This window comes from Flavobacterium praedii, from assembly GCF_026810365.1.
GTDB lineage: Bacteria > Bacteroidota > Bacteroidia > Flavobacteriales > Flavobacteriaceae > Flavobacterium > Flavobacterium praedii.
The window spans coordinates 3752506-3772485 of the sequence record NZ_CP113948.1 but is presented as its reverse complement, the minus strand read 5'-3'; the positions used below and the strand labels follow the sequence as shown (position 1 = coordinate 3772485).

Genomic DNA, 19980 nt, shown 5'->3' with positions numbered 1-19980 from the left:
AATGCAAATGTATAACATATTTCGAGTCGGCCAAAATAAATATAATTTTTTATGTAACAAAAAAAGATTTGCTTGTTAAAAGATGTTTTGACTTATTATTTCATAAAAATAAGAGTTTTTTGCACCTTAAAATTATTGAATTCAAAACAACTAATAAAAAAGCATATGGCTATTTGGATGAAAAATAGTGTTTTTTGAATTCCTTCCTTTATAAAGTTGATAAAAAACGGCACCGTTCTGTTTTTAATCAAAAGGTGATATGTACGCGTGAAGGATGGGCTAAGCTACCGAAGTAGCAGCAACAGCCTGACCGCGTTGCGCAAAGGAGCCCAATAAGCAGTGTCTAAATTTGGCTCCTTTGCGCAACGGGGGCACGCCCAAAATATCTAAATTTAAGTAATGCTTTTTGAAATCCATTTTTTGCCTTCGGAAATTCTGGCAACTACCATTGCAGAGACCAAATCACCATTGGCATTTAATAAAGTTGCGATTGGATCTACTAGAGTTCCGATAATCATGGCGGCCGGCAAGGCTTGCTCCATTGGGAATCCGTAAACGGTGATGGCGAGAATCTCTCCTATATAGCCTCCGTTTGGAATACCGCCTTCGACTACAGACACTATTATGGTGATGCCAATTGCGGTTAATAGGGTGTAAGGATCGGTAAAATCCTTGCCGAATAAGGCAAAAATTACGGCGATTTTGACAATCGACGACATGCTGGAACCGTCTTTGTGTAAAGGTGCTCCAAGAGGAATTACGAGATTGCGAATGTGACTTGGTATGTTCATTTGCTCTGCCGCTTCAAGGTTTGCCGGAATGGTTGCGATGCTGCTGCAGGTTCCCACGGCAGTTAATGCGGGTGTGATGTTGTTTTTCCAAAATAGTTTTAATCCCGGTTTTCCTCCAGCAAAAAAAGCATATAAACTGAAAAACACGATGAAGTAAAAAGTACAAACGGCATAATAAAGCGCCAAAGGTTTGGCATAAGCACCAAACAATTGCGGCCCGAAAATTCCAACTTGATACGCAAAATAAGCGCCAAGACCAATTGGAGCTGTTTTCATGATTACATGCAGTAATTGTTTCATTACTTCGTTTCCAGAATTAAGAAATCTTGCGAAGTCTTTTCCTTTTTCGCCTGCGCGTAGCGTTGAAAAACCAATTAGGAAAGAAAATAATATAAGTGCGAGCATATTTTTTCTTGACAATATTTCGTAGAAATCATTAACCGTCAGCAGTTGTGTGATTTGAGAACCGGTACTGCTTTCCTGAATGGTTTCTAAGGCAACTTTTGAGATTATAATGCCTTGATGGATTGGAAAAAGCAAAACGCCAATAATCATTATGATGGCCGAAATAATTACGGTTGTTAAAAATACTCCTAGCACGATACCGAAAAGTTTACCGAGTTTTTCGGATTTTTGCAAATTGGCAATCGAAGAAGCGATAGTAAAAAACACTAGCGGTATGATTGCAGTAAAAAGTAAATTCAGAAAAATATCTCCTAATGGTTTTATGACTTCTACGCCATTTCCGAAAACTAGACCTAAAATGCTACCAACCATTATTCCGCCAAGCAGTAATAGAATGCTGCTGTAATTTTTTAAGAAACTGCCCGATTGATTATTTCCCATATTGAATTTGTTTACTTGTAAATATATAAATCTTAATGATAAAGCCATCATTTCTATCCAACCTTTGTCAAAGTTTTGAACTTTGACAAAGGCAAAAGGGTCATTGTTGGACAAAAACAATAAACAAACGTTTTTTCTGTTTACTTTTGCAACAAATACAATTTTTATGTCAATAGAAGTAAAAAACATTTCGAAAAGTTACGGTGCTCAAAAAGCGTTGGACAACATTTCATTTGCGGTTAAAAAAGGAGAGATTGTTGGGTTTTTAGGACCTAATGGTGCCGGAAAATCTACTTTGATGAAAATCTTAACGACTTACATCAGCGCTGATTCAGGAGTAGCACTTGTGAATGGTTTTGATGTGAACTCTCAAGAAAAAAGAGTTCAGCTCTCTATTGGGTATTTGCCAGAACACAATCCGTTATATTTGGATTTGTACGTTCGGGAATACTTGGCTTTTAATGCCGATGTATATAAGGTAGAAAAATCCAGAATCGAAGAAGTGATTCAGCTAACGGGTTTACAATCCGAAAGCCATAAAAAAATAGGACAATTGTCCAAAGGGTATCGTCAGCGTGTGGGATTGGCCAATGCCTTATTGCACAATCCTGATGTTTTGATTTTGGATGAACCCACAACAGGATTAGACCCAAATCAATTGGTCGAAATCAGAAATGTGATTAAAAACGTTGGGAAAGACAAAACCGTTTTCCTTTCTACACACATTATGCAGGAGGTTGAGGCAATTTGCGACCGAGTAATTATTATTGACAAAGGACATATTGTAGCTGATAAAAAATTGGACAACTTAATCTCTGTCAATAAAGAACAGGTAATTGAAGTCGAATTTGATTTGGAAGCAGACTCTGAATTAATTGCTCAAATTCCACATTTAAAATCGTTTAAAAATATTCACGGTTGCTCTTGGGAATTGATTTTTGTTTCGGATAAAGATATGCGCCCAACTGTCTTTGACTTTGCTTATGATAATGGATTGAAGACTTTACAACTGAATCAGAAGAACAAGAATTTGGAAGCGGTTTTTAGAGAGATTACGAAGTAGTGATCAGTTTTTAGTGGTCAGTCAGTTTGCAGATAAAAAAGAAAGCTCGTTTAAAATGGATTTAAACGAGCTTTCTTTTTTATATTAAGACCGATTCTCTTTTTGAAACGTCAGTACTAAAAAACCTGACTCGCTATTTGTCTGATATTTTCAGATTTTCCCATAGAATAATAATGCAAAACTGGAACTCCAGCTGCTTTCAATTCTATGGATTGCTGAATGGCCCATTCGATACCCACTTGGCGTATTTCGGCATTGTTCTTGCATTTATCAACTGCATTTATCAAATCTTCGGGCAAATCGATACGGAAAATTTGAGGCAAGACTTGTAAATGCCTTTGTACCGCAATTGGTTTTATTCCTGGAATAATTGGAACGGTGATTCCCATTTCTCTGGCTTTGGCTACAAACTCAAAATATTTGGCATTGTCAAAAAACATTTGAGTCACCACATAATCGGCTCCAGCATCTACTTTTTCTTTCAATCTTTTTAAATCCGAAATCAAAGAAGGAGATTCCAAATGTTTCTCTGGATAACCAGCAACACCTATGCAAAAATCGGCTTTGTTGTCGATGTCCATTACATCGTGCAGATACTTTCCGTTATTCAATTGATAAATTTGACTCACTAAGTCGGAGGCATAATTATTCCCGCCTTCTTTGGGTACAAAGGACTGTTCGTCTTTCATCGCATCTCCGCGAAGTGCCATAACATTGTCGATTCCCAAATAGTGACAATCGACCAATAAATATTCTGTTTCCTCTTTGGTAAAACCACCACAAAGTACGTGAGGAACGGTATCTACATTGTATTTATGTTTGATAGAAGCGCAAATCCCTAAGGTTCCGGGACGCATTCTAGTCAATTTTTTTTCCAATAAACCATTGCCTTTATCCACATATATATACTCCTCACGAGAAGTCGTTACATCTATAAATGGTGGCTTGAACTCCATCAACGGATCGATATTGTCGTATAACTCCTGAATACTTTTGCCTTTTTGCGGCGGAATAATTTCAAAAGAGAATAACGTTTCTCCTTTGGCATTTTCTATATGTTGTGTTACCTTCATAATCAGCCCCCTAACCCCCGAAGGGGGAATTCCTGAAAGGGGTCATCAGGATTGTGTTAATATATTCTGCCTTTCTATTTCCCCTTCGGGGGTTAGGGGGCTAATCTGCAATATTCGGATTCAACCATTTCATTGCAACTTCGGTTGAAACACTTCTTCGTTTCGCGTAATCAATAACCTGGTCTTCTTTTATTTTTCCAAGTCCAAAATACTTGCTTTCAGGATTTCCAAAATAATAACCCGAAACAGAAGAAGCAGGCCACATTGCCATACTTTCGGTCAAGGTTACTCCTATTTCTTCAGCAACGTTTAAGAGTTTCCAAATGGTTGGTTTTTCCAAGTGATCTGGACAAGCTGGATAACCTGGTGCAGGACGAATTCCTTTATAATCTTCCTCAATAAGTGCTTGTTTGCTCAAAACCTCATCAGAGGCATAACCCCAAATTTCTTTACGGATTTTTTCATGTAAATATTCGGCGAATGCTTCGGCGAAACGGTCAGCCAAAGCTTTGACCATAATCGAATTATAATCGTCTAAATCCTTTTCAAATTCAGCTGCCCATTCGTCAACGCCAAAACCAGTGGTTACGCAAAACGCTCCCATATAATCTACTTTTCCACTTTCTTTTGGAGCAATAAAATCGGCTAATGCGATATTTGGAGCACCTTTAGTTTTTTGTGACTGCTGACGCAAAGTCAAGAATGTCTGTAATGGTTTTCCGTTTTCATCAGTCAACTCAATATCATCATCGTTGATTTGATTCGCAGGGAAAATGCCGTAGATTCCTTTGGCTTGCAATTTTTTCTCTTTCAAAATTACTTCCAACATCGCTTGCGCATCTGCAAAAACAGAAGTCGCTTGTTCACCAACAACATCATCTGTCAAAATCGCAGGATACTTTCCGAATAATTCCCAAGTTCTGAAAAACGGCGTCCAGTCGATATACGGAACCAACACATCCAAATCCACTTCCACAATCTGCTCACCAATAACTTTTGGTTTTACAGGTTCGAAATGCCTCCAATCCAATTGCAATTTATTTTTACGGGCTTGCTCAATCGTCAAGAAATTCTTGTCGCGCGAACGGTTTAAGAATGTTTCTCTAAACGCATCGTAATCGGCACGAATATCGCTGGCATAAATTTTTCTATTGTGATCCAATAAATTTCCAGCTACTGTAACCGCTCTTGACGCATCGTTTACGTGAATCACGGTTTCCCTGTATTGAGGTGCAATTTTCACGGCAGTATGTGCACGTGAAGTGGTTGCGCCACCAATCATCACTGGGATTTTCATTCCTCTTTTGTCCAATTCCTTAGCGAGATACACCATTTCGTCTAGCGACGGCGTGATTAATCCGCTCAAGCCAATAATATCTACCTCGTGTTCGATAGCCGCAGCAATAATTTTTTCGGGAGGCACCATAACACCCAAATCCACAATTTCATAATTATTACAAGCCAATACCACCGAAACAATATTTTTACCAATATCGTGAACGTCGCCTTTTACGGTTGCCATCAAAATCTTTCCATTCCCTGATTTGTCGCCTACCTGTTTAGCAGCTTCAATGAACGGCAATAAATAAGCTACCGCTTTTTTCATCACACGTGCCGATTTTACCACCTGTGGCAAAAACATTTTACCACTACCAAACAAATCTCCCACAACATTCATCCCCGTCATCAAGTTGATTTCGATAACTTCGATAGGTTTTGTGGCTGCCAATCGGGCTTCCTCAACATCTATTTCTATAAAAGCATCCACTCCTTTTACCAAGGAATGCGTGATTCTTTCCTGAACTGTTCCCGAACGCCATTCTTGTATCGCAACTTCATTGCTTTTAGTATCTCCTTTTACATTTTCGGCAAAATCCAATAAGCGCTCTGTGGCATCATCGCGTCTGTCCAAAATAACATCCTCAACATGCTCTAATAAATCCTTTGGAATTTCATCGTAAATCGACAGCATCTCTGGATTTACAATTCCCATTGTCATTCCGTTTTGAATGGCGTGGTACAAGAAAACCGAGTGCATCGCTTCTCTCACCGTGTCATTTCCTCTAAACGAAAACGAAACGTTACTCACTCCACCGCTTATGTGTGCGTGCGGTAAATTTTCCCGAACCCATTTGGTTCCCCTAAAAAAATCCAAAGCATTCAGGCGGTGTTCCTCCATACCAGTCGCTACGGGGAATATATTCAAATCGAAAATAATATCTTGCGGAGGAAACCCAACTTTATTAACCAGAATATCATACGAACGTTGGCAAATCTCCACTCTACGATCGTAATTATCCGCTTGTCCCACCTCATCAAAAGCCATGATAATAGCCGCGGCTCCATAACGCTTGATTAATTTGGCGTGATGGATAAATGCCTCTTCACCTTCTTTTAGCGAAATCGAGTTTACCACACATTTTCCCTGCACGACTTTCAAACCAGCCTCAATGATTTCCCATTTCGAGCTGTCAATCATAATGGGCACTCGAGAAATATCCGGCTCGGCAGCAATTAAATTTAGGAATTTGGTCATCGCATAAACGCCATCCAGCATTCCCTCATCCATATTGATATCGATGATTTGCGCGCCACCTTCTACCTGCTGTCTCGCAATATCAAGTGCTTCCTCGTATTTTTCCTCCTTGATTAATCGAAGGAACTTTCTAGAACCTGTTACATTGGTTCTTTCCCCAACATTCACAAATACGCTGTCCGGCGTAATGATCAAAGGCTCTAATCCCGATAATACAAGGTTTCTTCTATTTTTATTGTGTCCCATTTTTTTATTTTGAGTTACTAAGTTTCTAAGCAGCTTAGATCCTAAGTTTTTATTATTTTGTCTACAGCTAAAAAACTGTAGTTATATTTTATTTTAATTTCAACTTTATTTGGGCGTGACCAAAAGGGTCGGGCTATTCGTTTCAAGTCCTCGACCAATTCCGTTATCACTCCATTGGTCTCCGGGCTTTTCACTGCTATCCCTCACGCGGGCATTGTGCAATAAATTAAGTTTTGTTTTTAATCAAACCCTTTTATTTTATTCTCTTTACGGGCACGGATTGCAAATCCGCGCTATCGGGCTACTTAATATTAAAAAATTTTAAAGCTTTTAAAAAATCTTTATCTTGTACATTTTCTTTTTTTGTCAATGTAAAATGCACAAACGAATTCTCACCTATAGAACCTCTAGAAAAACTTATTTCGCTTACCTCTATTATGTTTTCTATTTTTAAAAAAATAATACAATTTTCAATAGTTTGCCTAACTGTTTTTTCATCTTTAAATGATGAATTTTTAAAACTTAAAATATTTTCAGTTAAAATATTAAAATCGAAATAGTGCAATTGAAATGTCTGATTCATAAAAATTTATACAATGTTTTTTAATTAATTCTCTGCTTCAACAACAATATCTCACGCTGAAAATCATACGACATCCAGTAGATTTAAATCTTAATCTCTTTCCATTTATTCAATTTACATCACCGCCGTCGAAACTCTAGGCTTATAATCCTTGGCAATATTAGCAATCAATTTAATATGGTTTGGAGTTGTTCCGCAACAACCACCAATGATGTTTATTAAATTATCGTCTAAATAACTTTTAATTTGTGCTTGCATTTCTTCTGGTGTTTCATCGTATTCTCCAAAAGCGTTTGGTAATCCTGCATTTGGATGTGCCGAAATGTTAAAAGAAGTATTATGTGACAAGGTCTGCAGATACGGTTTCAATAAATCGGCACCAAGGGCACAATTGAATCCTACACTCAACAACGGAATATGCGAAACCGAAACCAAAAAAGCTTCCACCGTTTGCCCCGAAAGTGTTCTTCCCGAAGCATCCGTTATCGTTCCTGATACCATAATTGGAATATCAATATGGCGTTCGTCTTTGACTTCTTCGATGGCAAAAAGTGCTGCCTTGGCATTTAGCGTATCAAAAATGGTTTCTACCAAAAGTAAATCGCAACCGCCGTCTAGTAAGGCTTCTACTTGCTGTTTGTAGGCAATTCGCAAATCATCAAAAGTTACCGCTCTGTATCCCGGATCGTTCACGTCTGGTGACATACTCGCCGTACGGTTTGTCGGGCCTATTGAACCAGCAACAAAACGAGGTTGGTTTGGATTTTTGGCAGTGAATTCGTCAGCTACTTCACGGGCTAGTTTTGCCGACTCGTAGTTCAATTCATAAACGTATTCTTCAAGATAGTAATCCGCCATTCCGATGGTGGTTCCGGAGAACGTGTTGGTTTCAACTATATCAGCTCCTGCTTCAAAATAGGCGGCGTGTACCGCTTTGATGGCTTGAGGTTGCGTTAGGGACAATAAATCATTGTTCCCTTTCAGCGAATGCGGAAAATCTTTGAAACGTTCGCCACGAAAATCTTCTTCGGAGAAATTATAACGTTGCAGCATGGTCCCCATTGCTCCGTCGAGCACGAGTATTCTCTTTTTTATTTCTTCAGTAATCAGCCCCCTAGCCCCCGAAGGGGGAACACCAATATTGTCTTTTAAATCTTTTGACATTTTATTTTATTATTTACTGTTTTTTGGCTCTTTAAATCCAAAAAATCACAATTATTTACTCTTTAGCCCCGATAGGAGCAAGTATCCTTTTGTGCCGGGGTTCGGCACAAAAGATACTTGTGTATAGCGGGAACGATAATGCCAAAAATGCACTAATCATTCGCTTTAAAAAAATATCGAAATGTTGTCAGGAAAAGGTTTGAGGAATACGGAGATGTATTCTTGTGTTATCTATCCGCGCTGTACGTGGTAGAATGTAGCACCTTCTTTAAAAAAGTAAAGGGTTGCTAAGGTTTCATCGGGTCTTTTCCCTCCGCCTTTCGTGATAACTTTCAATAAAAATAGGAACAGTGCAAAGAAACGACATAGCGCTAACAATTGCAAATGTTTTTTTAGAAGTTTAATATTTTGGGTTTTGCTTAGTGCCTCTAAAATTAACAATTTCAATTCGACTCCTCTTAGTGTTTACTCTGTAAACCAAATAATTATTTTTGTCTATAATTGCTTTGTGCAATAGTTGATGTGTTTCTGATTTTGGAAATAATTCAGGATAAAGAATAATCAGACGTGTTACTTGTTTTATTTTTTCTTCTAATTGCAAAATTTCTTTTATCGACCAGAATTCTTCCAAATAAAGAAGCACGCTGTCTAATCCCTTTTCTGCTTGTGGAGTCCACCTAATGCTTAATGCCATTTTGAAAATTTGTCCATAATGGCTGAATGGCTTAACAGCTCATTATTATCAGCTTGAGAAATTCCAATTTCAATTTCCTCTTTTTCCTGCGCTGATAATTCAGTGTACCAGTCCTTTTTGCTTGCCTTTACCAACAGTTCCAGTTTTTCTAAGAGACTTTCATCTACATTGGATAATTCTTGAATAAAATTATATTTCCTTGTTGCTAAATTCATTTTGAATTATTTTTGATATAACACAAAGATATAAATAAAAAAAACTCAAACTTTAATACAAGTTTGAGCTTTTTGTAAAAATCTTAGCTTCTCAGTAACTCAGCAACTTAAACAATTGCTTTCACGACTGCTTTTGGAGCTTCTTTACGAGTTCCGTCGAATCCGTCAACTCCAGAAACGGTGGTATATTTCATTACGTATTTTTTACCTGGATTGATAATTTGGTACGCCGCTTGACACATTAATGTAGCTTCGTGGAATCCGCAAAGGATCAATTTTAATTTTCCCGGATACGTGTTAACGTCCCCAATGGCAAAAATTCCAGGGATATTCGTTTGGTAATCTAAAGCGTTGTTTACTTTGATGGCATTTTTTTCGATTTCCAATCCCCAATTGCCTATTGGTCCTAATTTTGGAGTAAGACCAAAAAGTGGAATAAAATAATCGGTAGGGATATTTTGATGCGCTCCATCAATATCTACATCAACTGATTCCAAACGTTCTGCTCCGTTTAAACCGACAACTTCTCCTGGAGTAATCATCTTAATTTTTCCGGCATTTTTCAACTCTTGTACTTTTTCTACAGAATCCAAAGCTCCTCTAAATTCGTTTCTACGGTGAATCAAAGTTACCTCTGAAGCCACATTCGACAAGAAAATACTCCAGTCCAAAGCAGAGTCTCCACCTCCGGATATTACGACCCTTTTGTCTCTAAATTTCTCTGGATTTTTAATAAAATATTTGATTCCCTTATCTTCGTAAAACTCAATATCTTCGATTAAAGGTTTTCTTGGTTCAAAACTTCCTAAACCACCCGCAATCGCTACTACCGAAGCATGGAATTTTTTTCCTTTATTAGATGTTACAATAAAACTTCCGTCTTCTTGCTTATCAATCGTTTCTGCACGTTCTCCCAGAGTAAATCCCGGTTCGAACTGCTTGATTTGTTCCATTAAATTATCAACCAAATCACCTGCTAATACTTCTGGAAATCCCGGAATATCATAAATCGGTTTCTTTGGATACAACTCTGACAATTGTCCACCTGGTTGTGGCAAAGCATCTAGAATATGGCATTTTAATTTTAATAATCCTGCTTCGAAAACAGCGAATAGACCTGTTGGTCCCGCTCCTATAATAAGTATGTCTGTTTTAATCATTCTGTTTAAGTTTTTCTCCCTCCAATCTCTCCAATAAAGAAGATATTGGGTTGAGTTCTGTTTTTATTTCTGTTTTATTTATTCTTTTTTGTCTATTAAATCTACTTACTCTTTTTTCAACGACTCTGTGATTTCGTTCATCTTTTGGACTTTTTCTTCGAAATCACCTTTCAGTGTTTTGCGATATTCATTCAGGTTTTCTACCATTTTATTGATATCCTCAGGAATTACTTCTTCAAAAAACTGGCGCAATCTTTTGGCAGTCGTTGGTGATTTTCCGTTGGTCGAAATGGCAATTTTCACGTTCCCTTTGGTTACGATGCCACCCAAATAATAATCACATAAATCGGGTGTGTCAGCAATATTGCAAATGAGATATCTTTTTCGGGACAAATCATACACTCGCTTGTTTACTTTCAAATCATCGGTACAAGCAATGACCATGTTGCGTTTCTTGAGCATTTTTTTCTTGAACTTCGCTTGGGTCAACTTTACCGAAGGATGTTTTTCGACTAAAGCTTCCAACTCTGGTAAGAACTTTGGCGCCACAACCTCAACATTAGCATTGGGACTGGATTTCAACATAAAAGACAATTTTTCTAACCCTACATTTCCCCCACCCACAATAAGTACATTGAGGTTGTTCAGTTTTAAAAAAATAGGATATAATTCGTTTCTTTCCATTATGATTTTATTTCAGCAGCTACAAATTCTTCGTAAAAGCCTTTTAATTTATTGCATTCTTTGACCACTTCTCCAATTACGATAATTGCCGGTGAGCTTAAATTCTTTTCGGCAACCACTTCTTCAATGGTATCAATTGTTCCCACACCCATTTTTTCGTTTGCTGTTGTTCCGTTTTGAATAATCGCAACTGGAATTTCTCCTTTGGATTCTTTTTGAAATAAACTAACAATTTGTGACAGTTTACTCATTCCCATCAAAATAACAACAGTAGCTGACGACTGTGCTGCGAGAGCAATATCATTAGACATATTTCTGTCGGAAGTAGTTCCTGTGATTACCCAAAAACTTTCTGAAGTTCCTCTTTTAGTCAATGAAATTCCCTGATAAGCGGGAACTGCAATTGCCGATGAAATTCCAGGAACTACAAAGGTAGGGATTCCAAAACTTTCTGCGTACTCTATTTCTTCGCTTCCTCGTCCGAAAATAAATGGGTCTCCGCCTTTTAATCGAACCACGTGACCGTAAGTAAGCGCATTATCAACAATCAATTGGTTGATTTGGTCTTGCGAATATTCATGACAACCCTTTCTTTTTCCCACAAATATTTTTATGGCATCTAGAGGGGCGTGATTCATTATTTCTTCATTAGCCAAGGCATCATACAAAACCACATTCGCTTCAGCAAGTGCTTTTACACCTTTTAGCGTAAGCAAGTCTGGGTCGCCAGGACCTGCACCTACTAAAGTTACTTTAGCCCCACCCCGACCCTCCCCAAAAGGGAGGGAGTAAGAACTGTTGTAAGTTGATTTTGAATTCATTTGTCAGTATTAGGCATTAGCTAAATCTTTGGCTCTGTATGTTTCTATTTTATCAAAAAAGACAACTCCTTCTTGAATGTATTTTAGTGCAAAGGCTTCAGATGGTTCATTTGATTTGATTTGATAAACCAAATCTTTGAAGCTTGAATCCAACTCAATTTTTTTGCTTTCTATAAAAACCGTATCAAACAAATCTATTATTCCTGCGTGGTGGTTTGTTTTTTCGTTTTCGGCCAATAATAATGCTTTGGCTCCATTTACAAATCCTGCATAAGCCAAATAAATAGCATCTGACCATTTTTTGTCATCAAAAGCTTCTTTGGCAAAAGTTAATTTGTCTTTTGCTTCAAAGATTAAAGTCGCTACTAAATCAATTACAACACCCGCACATTCTCCAACTCCAATTGCTTTTACGTAGTTGTCTGCATTTCCCCAATCTACAAAATCGGCTTCTGTTAGATTCGTAATATCCGAAAGCGGTTTCAATAATTCGAAAAAATATTTCTCTCCTTTGGCATCATAGTAATTCAAAAAGGATAATCCGTTTGCGTTTGCTTCAAAATCATTTAGAATAGAACGCAAAGCTTCTGGTCCTCTTCGGCTAGGAATTTTTATAACTTTATCTGAAAAACGACCTTGACCATTTCCTAAATTCCCACCACCCAACAATACTTGAAGTGCTGGCGCTACTAATTTTCCTGAATTGATGGACATCCCTTGAAAACCAATTTCGGCCATATTGTGTTGTCCGCAAGCATTCATACACCCACTAATTTTGATAGTGATTCCTTGATTGTTGCTGTATTGTGGATATTCTGTTGCCAATACTCTTTCTAGCTCGACTGCAATTCCAGTACTGCTTGCAATTCCAAGATTACAGGTATCTGTACCTGGACAAGCTGTAATATCACCAATAGTATCGTATCCTAAAGTTACAAAATCCAGTTTGGCTAATTCTTGATAGAAAAAAGGCAAATCTTCTTCTTTTATATGGCGAAGAACAATATTTTGTCTCAATGAAAAACGCAATTCATTCGTAGCATAATTTTTGATTAAATCCGCCAATAGTCTCGCTTTGTCTGTATAAAAATCACCCAAAGCCACTTTGATTCCGATTGCTACATATCCAGCTTGTTTTTGAGCAAATACATTTGATTTTTTCCAAGCTTCAAAAGCTGCAGTGTCTTCAATAACAACTTTTGGTGCTGCCAACAAAGGTACTGGAATAGCTCCTTCAAATGCAGAGGTATCGATTTCAAAAGTTTGGCAAGACAAGGCTTTTTTCTCTTCCTCAACCAATCTTAAAAACTCGTCTCTACCTAACTCTTTTACTAAAAATTTCAATCGGGCTTTCAATCGTTTGGTTCTTTCTCCATGACGGTCAAATACTCTAAGAATCCCCTCAGTTGTTGGTATAATTTGATTTACTGGAATAAATTCAGATAATAATTCGGCGTGATGTGGTTGAGATCCTAAACCCCCTCCAAGCATTACTTTAAACCCTTTTTCTCCGTTTACCACTTTTGGAATAAATCCTAAATCGTGTAAATAACTCAAAGCAGTATCTTTATCCGAAGAAGAAAATGCCATTTTGAACTTACGTCCCATTTCCTGACAAACTGGGTTTCTCAATAAAAATTGAAACAAAGCATGCGCATAAGGTGATACGTCAAAAGGTTCATCCACATCGATTCCAGCCGTTTCACTTGCCGTAATATTTCTTACAGTGTTTCCACAAGCTTCTCTCAAAGTAACATCGTCTTTTTCTAACTCAGCCCAAAGTTCCGGAGTTCTATCCAAGCTCACGTAGTGAATTTGAATATCCTGACGCGTTGTAATGTGCAAACGTCCAGTTGAATATTCATCTGAAACTTTACAAATACGGTGCAATTGTTCGCTTGTCACTTTTCCATAAGGCAATTTGATACGAATCATTTGCACGCCTTCCTGACGCTGACCGTAAATTCCTCTTGCTAGACGAAGACTGCGAAAACGTTCGTCATCGATTTTTCCATCACGGAATAAAGCAATTTTTCTTTCTAAATCGATAATGTCTTTTTGAACAATCGGGTCTTCTATTTCGGTTCTAAAACTTTGCATTTTGTATGGTTTTAGGCTACTAGCACTGGCTGTTAGCTGTTAATCGATATCTTTTTTAATTCCTTTAATGCTTTAGCAAAAGCTAAAAACTATTTTATAAATCCAACGCCTGCTGTTGTGTTGGTTGCTGCATCTATCAAAATGAAAGCTCCATTAGATTTGTTGTCATTGTAAGCATCAAAATAAATGGCTTTGCTCAATTTAATGGTTACTTCTCCGATCTCATTAATGGCTAATTGAGTTGCTGGTGTTACTCCTGAATAATCGGTTGCGATTACGTTTTTCACACTATCAATTTTTGCCAAAACTCTATTCGTGTTGTGTTGCACAAAATATTTTGCGCCTGCCACTAATTTTTTGCTGTCCATCCAACAAACGGTTGTTGTGATATCTTTTTCAATTCTAGGAAGCTCATTTGATTTTACAATCATATCGCCTCTCGTCACATTAATATCGTTTTCTAATTCGATAGTGATGGAAGAACCAACGCTCGCTTCATCAAATTGTTTGTCGAAAAAGTGAATGTTCGTCACTGTAGATTCTGTCAAAGAAGGAAGAACCGTTACCGCATCGCCAACTTTAATATTGTTGCCGTATAATTTCCCAGCATATCCTCTAAAATCGTGATATTCTTCCGTTTTTGGACGAATAACTGTTTGAACCGGAAAACGTGCTTGTCCATTATCGTAAACATCTTTTGCTTCTAAATTTTCCAAATGTTGCAGGATAGTTTGTCCGGTATACCAAGGCATTTTTCCTAATGTTTCTACTACATTATCTCCGGTCAAAGCACTTAACGGAATGTAACTTACGTTTTGTTCTTTGTAAGCGCTTTTTGCATTTAATGCTTGGAAATCGGCTTTGATTTTATTGTATACTTCTTCCGAATAATCAACCAAATCCATTTTGTTTACCGCAACAATCACATCTTTTACTCTCAATAAATTATTGATAAAAAAGTGACGGTACGTTTGCTCAATCACTCCTTTACGGGCATCGATCAAAATGATGGACACTTGCGAAGTTGAAGCTCCAGTAACCATGTTACGAGTGTATTCTACGTGACCCGGAGTATCGGCAATGATGTAACTTTTTTTCGCAGTCGAAAAATAAATATGCGCTACATCTATCGTAATTCCTTGCTCTCTCTCGGCAACCAAACCGTCAGTAGCCAAAGAAAAATCAAGATAATCGTATCCTTTTTGCTTGCTGCTTTTTTCTATTGCTTCTAATTTATCGGTAGTTAACGATTGTGTATCGTATAATAATCTCCCGATTAAAGTACTTTTTCCGTCATCTACACTTCCTGCTGTTGCTATTTTTAAAACTTCCATTTATTTTTTGTTTAAAGTTTAAGGTTTAAAGTTGTTTAACTTGCTCCTCAAATCTTTTAATTTTTAAATCCTTAAATCTTTCAATTGCTATTCTAAAAGTAACCTTGTTGTTTTCTTTTTTCCATAGCAGCTTCAGAACGTTTGTCATCGATTCTGGCTCCTCTTTCAGAAATAGTAGAAGTACGAATCTCTCCAACCACTTCTTGAATGGTTGCTGCATACGACTCAACTGCGGCAGTACAACTCATATCGCCAACGGTTCTGAAGCGAACAATTCGTTCTTCGATTTGTTCGTCTTCTTCTTGGTACACAAAAGGAGAGTGTGACCAAATTAAACCGTCTCTCAAAAAAACTTTACGTTTGTGTGAAAAGTAAATCGATGGAATTTCGATTTGCTCTTGTTCGATATAACTCCAAACATCTAATTCAGTCCAGTTTGAAATTGGAAAAACACGAACGTTTTGACCATTTTCAATTTTTCCATTCAATAAATCAAACAATTCAGGGCGTTGGTTTTTTTCATCCCATTGACCAAAATCATCACGAACCGAAAAAATACGTTCTTTGGCTCTTGCTTTTTCCTCATCACGTCGCGCTCCACCAATACAAGCGTCAAATTTGAATTCTTCGATAGCATCCAATAGTGTAGTCGTCTGCAAACTGTTTCGGCTGGAATATTTACCAGATTCTTCAACCACTTTCCCTTCATCAATAGCATCCTGTACATTACGAACGATTAGTTCCAATCCCAACTCGGCTACCAATCGGTCTCTAAATTCAATAGTCTCCGGAAAATTGTGTCCCGTATCCACGTGTAACAATGGAAAAGGAATTTTAGCAGGGAAAAATGCTTTTTGTGCCAAACGCACTAAAGTAATAGAATCTTTACCGCCTGAGAAAAGCAAAACGGGTTTGTCAAATTGAGAAATTACTTCTCTGAATATGTAAATTGCTTCGCTTTCTAAAGCATTTGTTTTTAAAAGTGCACTCATAATATCAGCCCCCTAACCCCCGAAGGGAGAACTATTGGGGTATTTATTTGTTAATAATTTTATTTATCTCATTATTGTTTCCCCCTTCGGGGGCTAGGGGGCTGTGCAATCCGCATTCTTTATGACTGGATTCCCACGACCATCTACCTGCTCTAATATCTTCTCCTTCGGCAATGGCTCTCGTACATGGCGCGCAACCTATACTTACAAAACCTTTTTTGTGCAAAGCATTTTGTGGTACATTATTTTCATCAATGTATTTTTGAACGTCTTCTAAACTCCATTTCAACAATGGGTTGAACTTTATAATATTAAAATGAGCATCGTATTCAAAGGCCGCCAAATCGTTTCTATTTTCCGATTGCTCGGCACGCAAACCAGTAATCCAAATTTCATTTCCTTTCAACGCTTTGGTCAACGGCGCTACTTTTCGAATAAAACAACATTCTTTTCTGTTCTCCACCGATTCGTAAAAGCTGTTTGGCCCTTTTTTATTCAGCAAATTTTCTAGATCGCTGGCTTCAGGAAAATAAGTTTGAATGGCTACTTTGTATTTCTTTATTGTTCTGTGAAAAACATCATAGGTTTCTTGGAATAATCTGCCCGTATCTAATGTGAATATATTGATTGGCAACTCATTTTTAGCAATTAATGCAGTTATAACCTGATCCTCCTGACCAAATGAAGTCGAAAAAACCGCTTTTCCTTTGTATTCATTAGCCAAAAAAGCCAAGGTTTCCTCAATGGAAAATCCTGCAGTTTTTTCTAATAAAGTATTTGCTATTGCTGTGCTCATTTATCTGTTCGCTTTTAATTTTAAATCCATTACCCTATCGGCTTACTAGATTACTTTGCAAAAGTAACATTTTTTTTTAAATTCAAAAATTTTTTAAATAAAATTTATGGTTTAAAAAGCGATGTCAGCCAAAGAGTTACTCTCAAGAACCTTAAGGGTATTATCCCTAACCTGAGTCATTAAGCGTCGTGCGGCACAAGTAGTTTCGTCATCACAATCATCACATTTTTCATAAAAATTGTGACTTGCACACGGAAGCAATGCAATTGGGCCTTCGAGAATGCGATATACTTTGGCCATACTGATGTCTTTTGGGTCTTTTATCAAGTAGTAACCACCGCCTTTTCCTTTTTTGGCACCCAGAAAACCAGAGTTTCTGAGCAATAACAAAATACTTTCCAAAAATTTAATCGAAATATGTTCGTTTTTAGCAATTTCGGCAATTTGAACAGGCGTATTATCCTTTTGGCGCGCCAAAAAAGTAAGTGCTTTTATTCCGTATTTTGTTTTTTTTGAAAGCATTTAAAAGATTTTTGATTTTACGAATTAAATCATGTCGCATTATGTTTACGAAACTACAAACTTTATTCTTTTGTCTACCAATTACATCAAACTATTTTAAAAACTCAAGCTGTTTTTTTCGCAAATCCTATAAAATGAATAATCTTGGTTTCCTAAAGTCTAAGTATGCCAAAAGACCGAATTTACATTTTTACCAAATCAAAAACGCTTTTACATTAAAAGGCAGTTCAAATAGCACTGTTTTTTCTTTTTTGGATGATAACAAAAAAGCAAAATTTCTCCCTTGAGCCCCGATAGTAGTGAAAATCCTTTTTATTTTTTCTTTAAAAATAAAAAGATTGCAACGGATAGCGGGACCAATGTTGCTAAAAATGCTAAATGTTTCTGCTCCTTAATTAATGGAATTCATTTTTATAACAACATCTTCTTTAGAAGCAAAAAACCCACTTTTTGAGAAGTGGGTTTTGTTATTTTATAATTTAAAGAACTTACTATTACTCTGATTGCTCACCAATTTGATCCAATTCGTAAAACATCTTTAAACTATTTTCTAATTCTTTTTTGTCTACAACATACGTATCCGAAATTGAATCGTGCCAGCCTCTTCCTGAATTACCCAAATACGAAAAAGCATCAAAAGGAATCAAACGGCAAAATGTTCTTTTGAGAATATCACTAAATGAAGGCTTTTCTCCATATTCATCTACTACTATCGTCCCTGTTATAAATTTTGCAAGTGATCTGCCAAAAATTCCTTCGGTAATGATGTAATATGTAAACATCACTACAATTGCAATTAAATTCGATTGCATATCTGACATATTTTCCATCCAATAGAGCAAATCTGTTAGACCTAATAGGGCCGCTATTATTGCAACTACGAACGAAATTAAAAAGATTATAATTACATAAAAAATTATATCTATTATATAATTTAAAAAACGTTTGCCGCTAGATACAATTAATTTATCATCAAGATAATAGGTATTGTTATGCATATTTTATGATTATTAATTTTTAATTAAACATTCTTACTTATTTCAAAAGTAAACTTTTAATCGTAAGAAAAGTTATTGTCCATAAAATATATTTAACAATAAAATTATTTTTCTTATGCCAAAGCTTGATCTAAATCGGCAATAACATCGTCTACGGTTTCTAATCCTACGGAAACCCGTACCAAACCATCAGTAATACTCACGGCCAAACGTTCTTCAACGGTTAATTTACTGTGCGTTGTAGAGGCTGGATGTGTAACGATTGTTCTTGTGTCTCCTAAATTTGGTGACAAGGAGCACAATTTAATTTTATCCAAAAAAGCTCTTCCCGCTTCAAGTCCGCCTTTGATTTCAAAAGCAACAATATTGCCTCCTAATTTCATTTGCTTTTTGGCAATTTCATATTGCGGATGCGATTTCAAGAAAGGATATTTCACTTTATTCACCTGAGGATGACTTTCTAGAAATGTTGCCACTTTCAAGGCATTTTCACAATGTCTATCTAAACGAATCGCCAAAGTTTCTAAGCTTTTTGATAATACCCAAGCATTAAATGGGGATAAAGAAGGACCTGTAAGTCGAGAAAACAAATAGATTTTTTGAATCAATTCGGCATCTCCAACTGTTATTCCGCCCAAAACTCTACCTTGACCATCTATTAATTTTGTTGCCGAATGTACAACCAAATGCGCCCCCCATTTGATCGGTTGCTGTAAATAAGGTGTAGCAAAACAATTGTCAATTATCAAAATCAAATTGTGCTTTTTGGCAATAGCTCCCAACAGTTCCAAATCGATAATATCTACCGCTGGATTGGTTGGAGATTCTGCAAAAAGAATCTTTGTGTTTGGTTTTATAAAATTTTCGATGGTTTCAGGCTTATCGATATCAAAATACGAAGTTTCAATTCCCCACTTTGGAAAATAATTGACAAACAGCGAATGTGTAGCTCCAAAAACACTACTTGCCGAAACAATATGGTCTCCTGAGTTCAACAAAGCCGCCAAAGTTGAATAAACGGCTGCCATTCCCGAAGCAAAGGCGAATCCCGACTCAGCACCTTCCATTTTGCAAATTTTCTCTATAAATTCGTTGGTATTGGGGTTGCTGTATCGGCTATAAATATTTCGATCTTTCTCCTCAGCAAAAGAAGCGCGCATATCTTCGGCGTCTTCAAATACAAAACTAGAGGTTAGGTATAAAGGCACTGAGTGTTCCTGAAATTGCGTTCTTTCTAATTGGGTACGTATGGCTTGGGTTTCAAAACCAAATTCTTGTTCGTTCATTGTTATTATTTTTCAAAAGAGTTATTTCGCAAAGATTCACAAAGCAAACACAGAGATTCGCAAAGTTTCTTTTTCT

General features: G+C 36.9%; 18 protein-coding genes and 1 riboswitch. Of the genes, 1 reads left to right on the top strand and 17 read right to left on the bottom strand.

The window, feature by feature from the left end:
- Nucleotides 1–392: 392 nt before the first annotated feature.
- Entirely contained in the window at nt 393–1637 is a 1245-nt protein-coding gene (locus tag OYT91_RS15965; protein ID WP_281240393.1) for a dicarboxylate/amino acid:cation symporter, read from the bottom strand.
- 166 nt (nt 1638–1803) lie between these two features.
- Here OYT91_RS15965 and gldA point away from each other — a divergent pair, with 166 nt between their 5' ends.
- The gene (gene gldA / locus OYT91_RS15960; RefSeq protein ID WP_281238740.1) at nt 1804–2700 is read left to right on the top strand and encodes a gliding motility-associated ABC transporter ATP-binding subunit GldA; all 897 of its coding nucleotides are present in this window, start codon (nt 1804–1806) and stop codon (nt 2698–2700) included.
- Nucleotides 2701–2816: 116 nt separating this feature from the next.
- Here gldA and metF read toward each other — a convergent pair whose 3' ends face one another.
- From metF to OYT91_RS15880, 16 genes are all read right to left on the bottom strand, one after another.
- Nucleotides 2817–3773, bottom strand: a complete 957-nt coding sequence (metF, locus tag OYT91_RS15955) for a methylenetetrahydrofolate reductase [NAD(P)H] (protein WP_281238739.1) — start codon at nt 3771–3773, stop codon at nt 2817–2819.
- Between the two features lie 100 nt (nt 3774–3873).
- Complete coding sequence (gene metH / locus OYT91_RS15950; RefSeq protein ID WP_281238738.1) at nt 3874–6555, bottom strand: methionine synthase; 2682 nt, start codon at nt 6553–6555, stop codon at nt 3874–3876.
- Nucleotides 6556–6856: 301 nt separating this feature from the next.
- On the bottom strand, nt 6857–7138 hold the full coding sequence (locus OYT91_RS15945; protein ID WP_269223931.1) for a hypothetical protein: 282 nt from the start codon (nt 7136–7138) through the stop codon (nt 6857–6859).
- Nucleotides 7139–7252: 114 nt separating this feature from the next.
- On the bottom strand, nt 7253–8302 hold the full coding sequence (locus OYT91_RS15940) for a homocysteine S-methyltransferase family protein (RefSeq protein WP_281238737.1): 1050 nt from the start codon (nt 8300–8302) through the stop codon (nt 7253–7255).
- Between the two features lie 224 nt (nt 8303–8526).
- A riboswitch (SAM riboswitch) is annotated at nt 8527–8634 on the bottom strand.
- 68 nt (nt 8635–8702) lie between these two features.
- Nucleotides 8703–8996, bottom strand: coding sequence for a type II toxin-antitoxin system RelE/ParE family toxin (locus OYT91_RS15935; RefSeq protein WP_281238736.1), 294 nt, complete (start codon nt 8994–8996; stop codon nt 8703–8705).
- Entirely contained in the window at nt 8987–9211 is a 225-nt protein-coding gene (locus tag OYT91_RS15930; RefSeq protein ID WP_281238735.1) for a hypothetical protein, read from the bottom strand. The genes OYT91_RS15935 and OYT91_RS15930 overlap by 10 nt, the downstream gene beginning before the upstream one ends.
- 107 nt (nt 9212–9318) lie before the next feature.
- Nucleotides 9319–10371 (bottom strand): NAD(P)/FAD-dependent oxidoreductase, encoded by a 1053-nt coding sequence (locus OYT91_RS15925; protein ID WP_281238734.1) that lies wholly within the window; start codon nt 10369–10371, stop codon nt 9319–9321.
- 105 nt (nt 10372–10476) lie between these two features.
- Nucleotides 10477–11055 (bottom strand): precorrin-2 dehydrogenase/sirohydrochlorin ferrochelatase family protein, encoded by a 579-nt coding sequence (locus OYT91_RS15920; RefSeq protein ID WP_264566529.1) that lies wholly within the window; start codon nt 11053–11055, stop codon nt 10477–10479.
- Nucleotides 11055–11876, bottom strand: coding sequence for a uroporphyrinogen-III C-methyltransferase (cobA, locus tag OYT91_RS15915; protein ID WP_281238733.1), 822 nt, complete (start codon nt 11874–11876; stop codon nt 11055–11057). Before cobA ends, OYT91_RS15920 begins: the two co-directional genes overlap by 1 nt.
- A 9-nt stretch (nt 11877–11885) precedes the next feature.
- Nucleotides 11886–13976, bottom strand: a complete 2091-nt coding sequence (locus OYT91_RS15910) for a ferredoxin-like domain-containing protein (protein WP_281238732.1) — start codon at nt 13974–13976, stop codon at nt 11886–11888.
- Nucleotides 13977–14065: 89 nt separating this feature from the next.
- A complete protein-coding gene (locus tag OYT91_RS15905) occupies nt 14066–15310 on the bottom strand; it encodes a sulfate adenylyltransferase subunit CysN (RefSeq protein WP_281238731.1) in 1245 nt (414 codons plus the stop codon).
- A gap of 92 nt (nt 15311–15402) precedes the next feature.
- Nucleotides 15403–16302 (bottom strand): sulfate adenylyltransferase subunit CysD, encoded by a 900-nt coding sequence (gene cysD / locus OYT91_RS15900; protein WP_281238730.1) that lies wholly within the window; start codon nt 16300–16302, stop codon nt 15403–15405.
- Nucleotides 16303–16345: 43 nt separating this feature from the next.
- Nucleotides 16346–17098, bottom strand: a complete 753-nt coding sequence (locus OYT91_RS15895; RefSeq protein ID WP_281238729.1) for a phosphoadenylyl-sulfate reductase — start codon at nt 17096–17098, stop codon at nt 16346–16348.
- Between the two features lie 111 nt (nt 17099–17209).
- Nucleotides 17210–17620 (bottom strand): RrF2 family transcriptional regulator, encoded by a 411-nt coding sequence (locus OYT91_RS15890; protein ID WP_111411123.1) that lies wholly within the window; start codon nt 17618–17620, stop codon nt 17210–17212.
- A gap of 494 nt (nt 17621–18114) precedes the next feature.
- The gene (locus tag OYT91_RS15885) at nt 18115–18618 is read right to left on the bottom strand and encodes an RDD family protein (protein WP_281238728.1); all 504 of its coding nucleotides are present in this window, start codon (nt 18616–18618) and stop codon (nt 18115–18117) included.
- A gap of 113 nt (nt 18619–18731) precedes the next feature.
- Complete coding sequence (locus OYT91_RS15880) at nt 18732–19904, bottom strand: trans-sulfuration enzyme family protein (protein WP_281238727.1); 1173 nt, start codon at nt 19902–19904, stop codon at nt 18732–18734.
- Nucleotides 19905–19980: the final 76 nt, after the last annotated feature.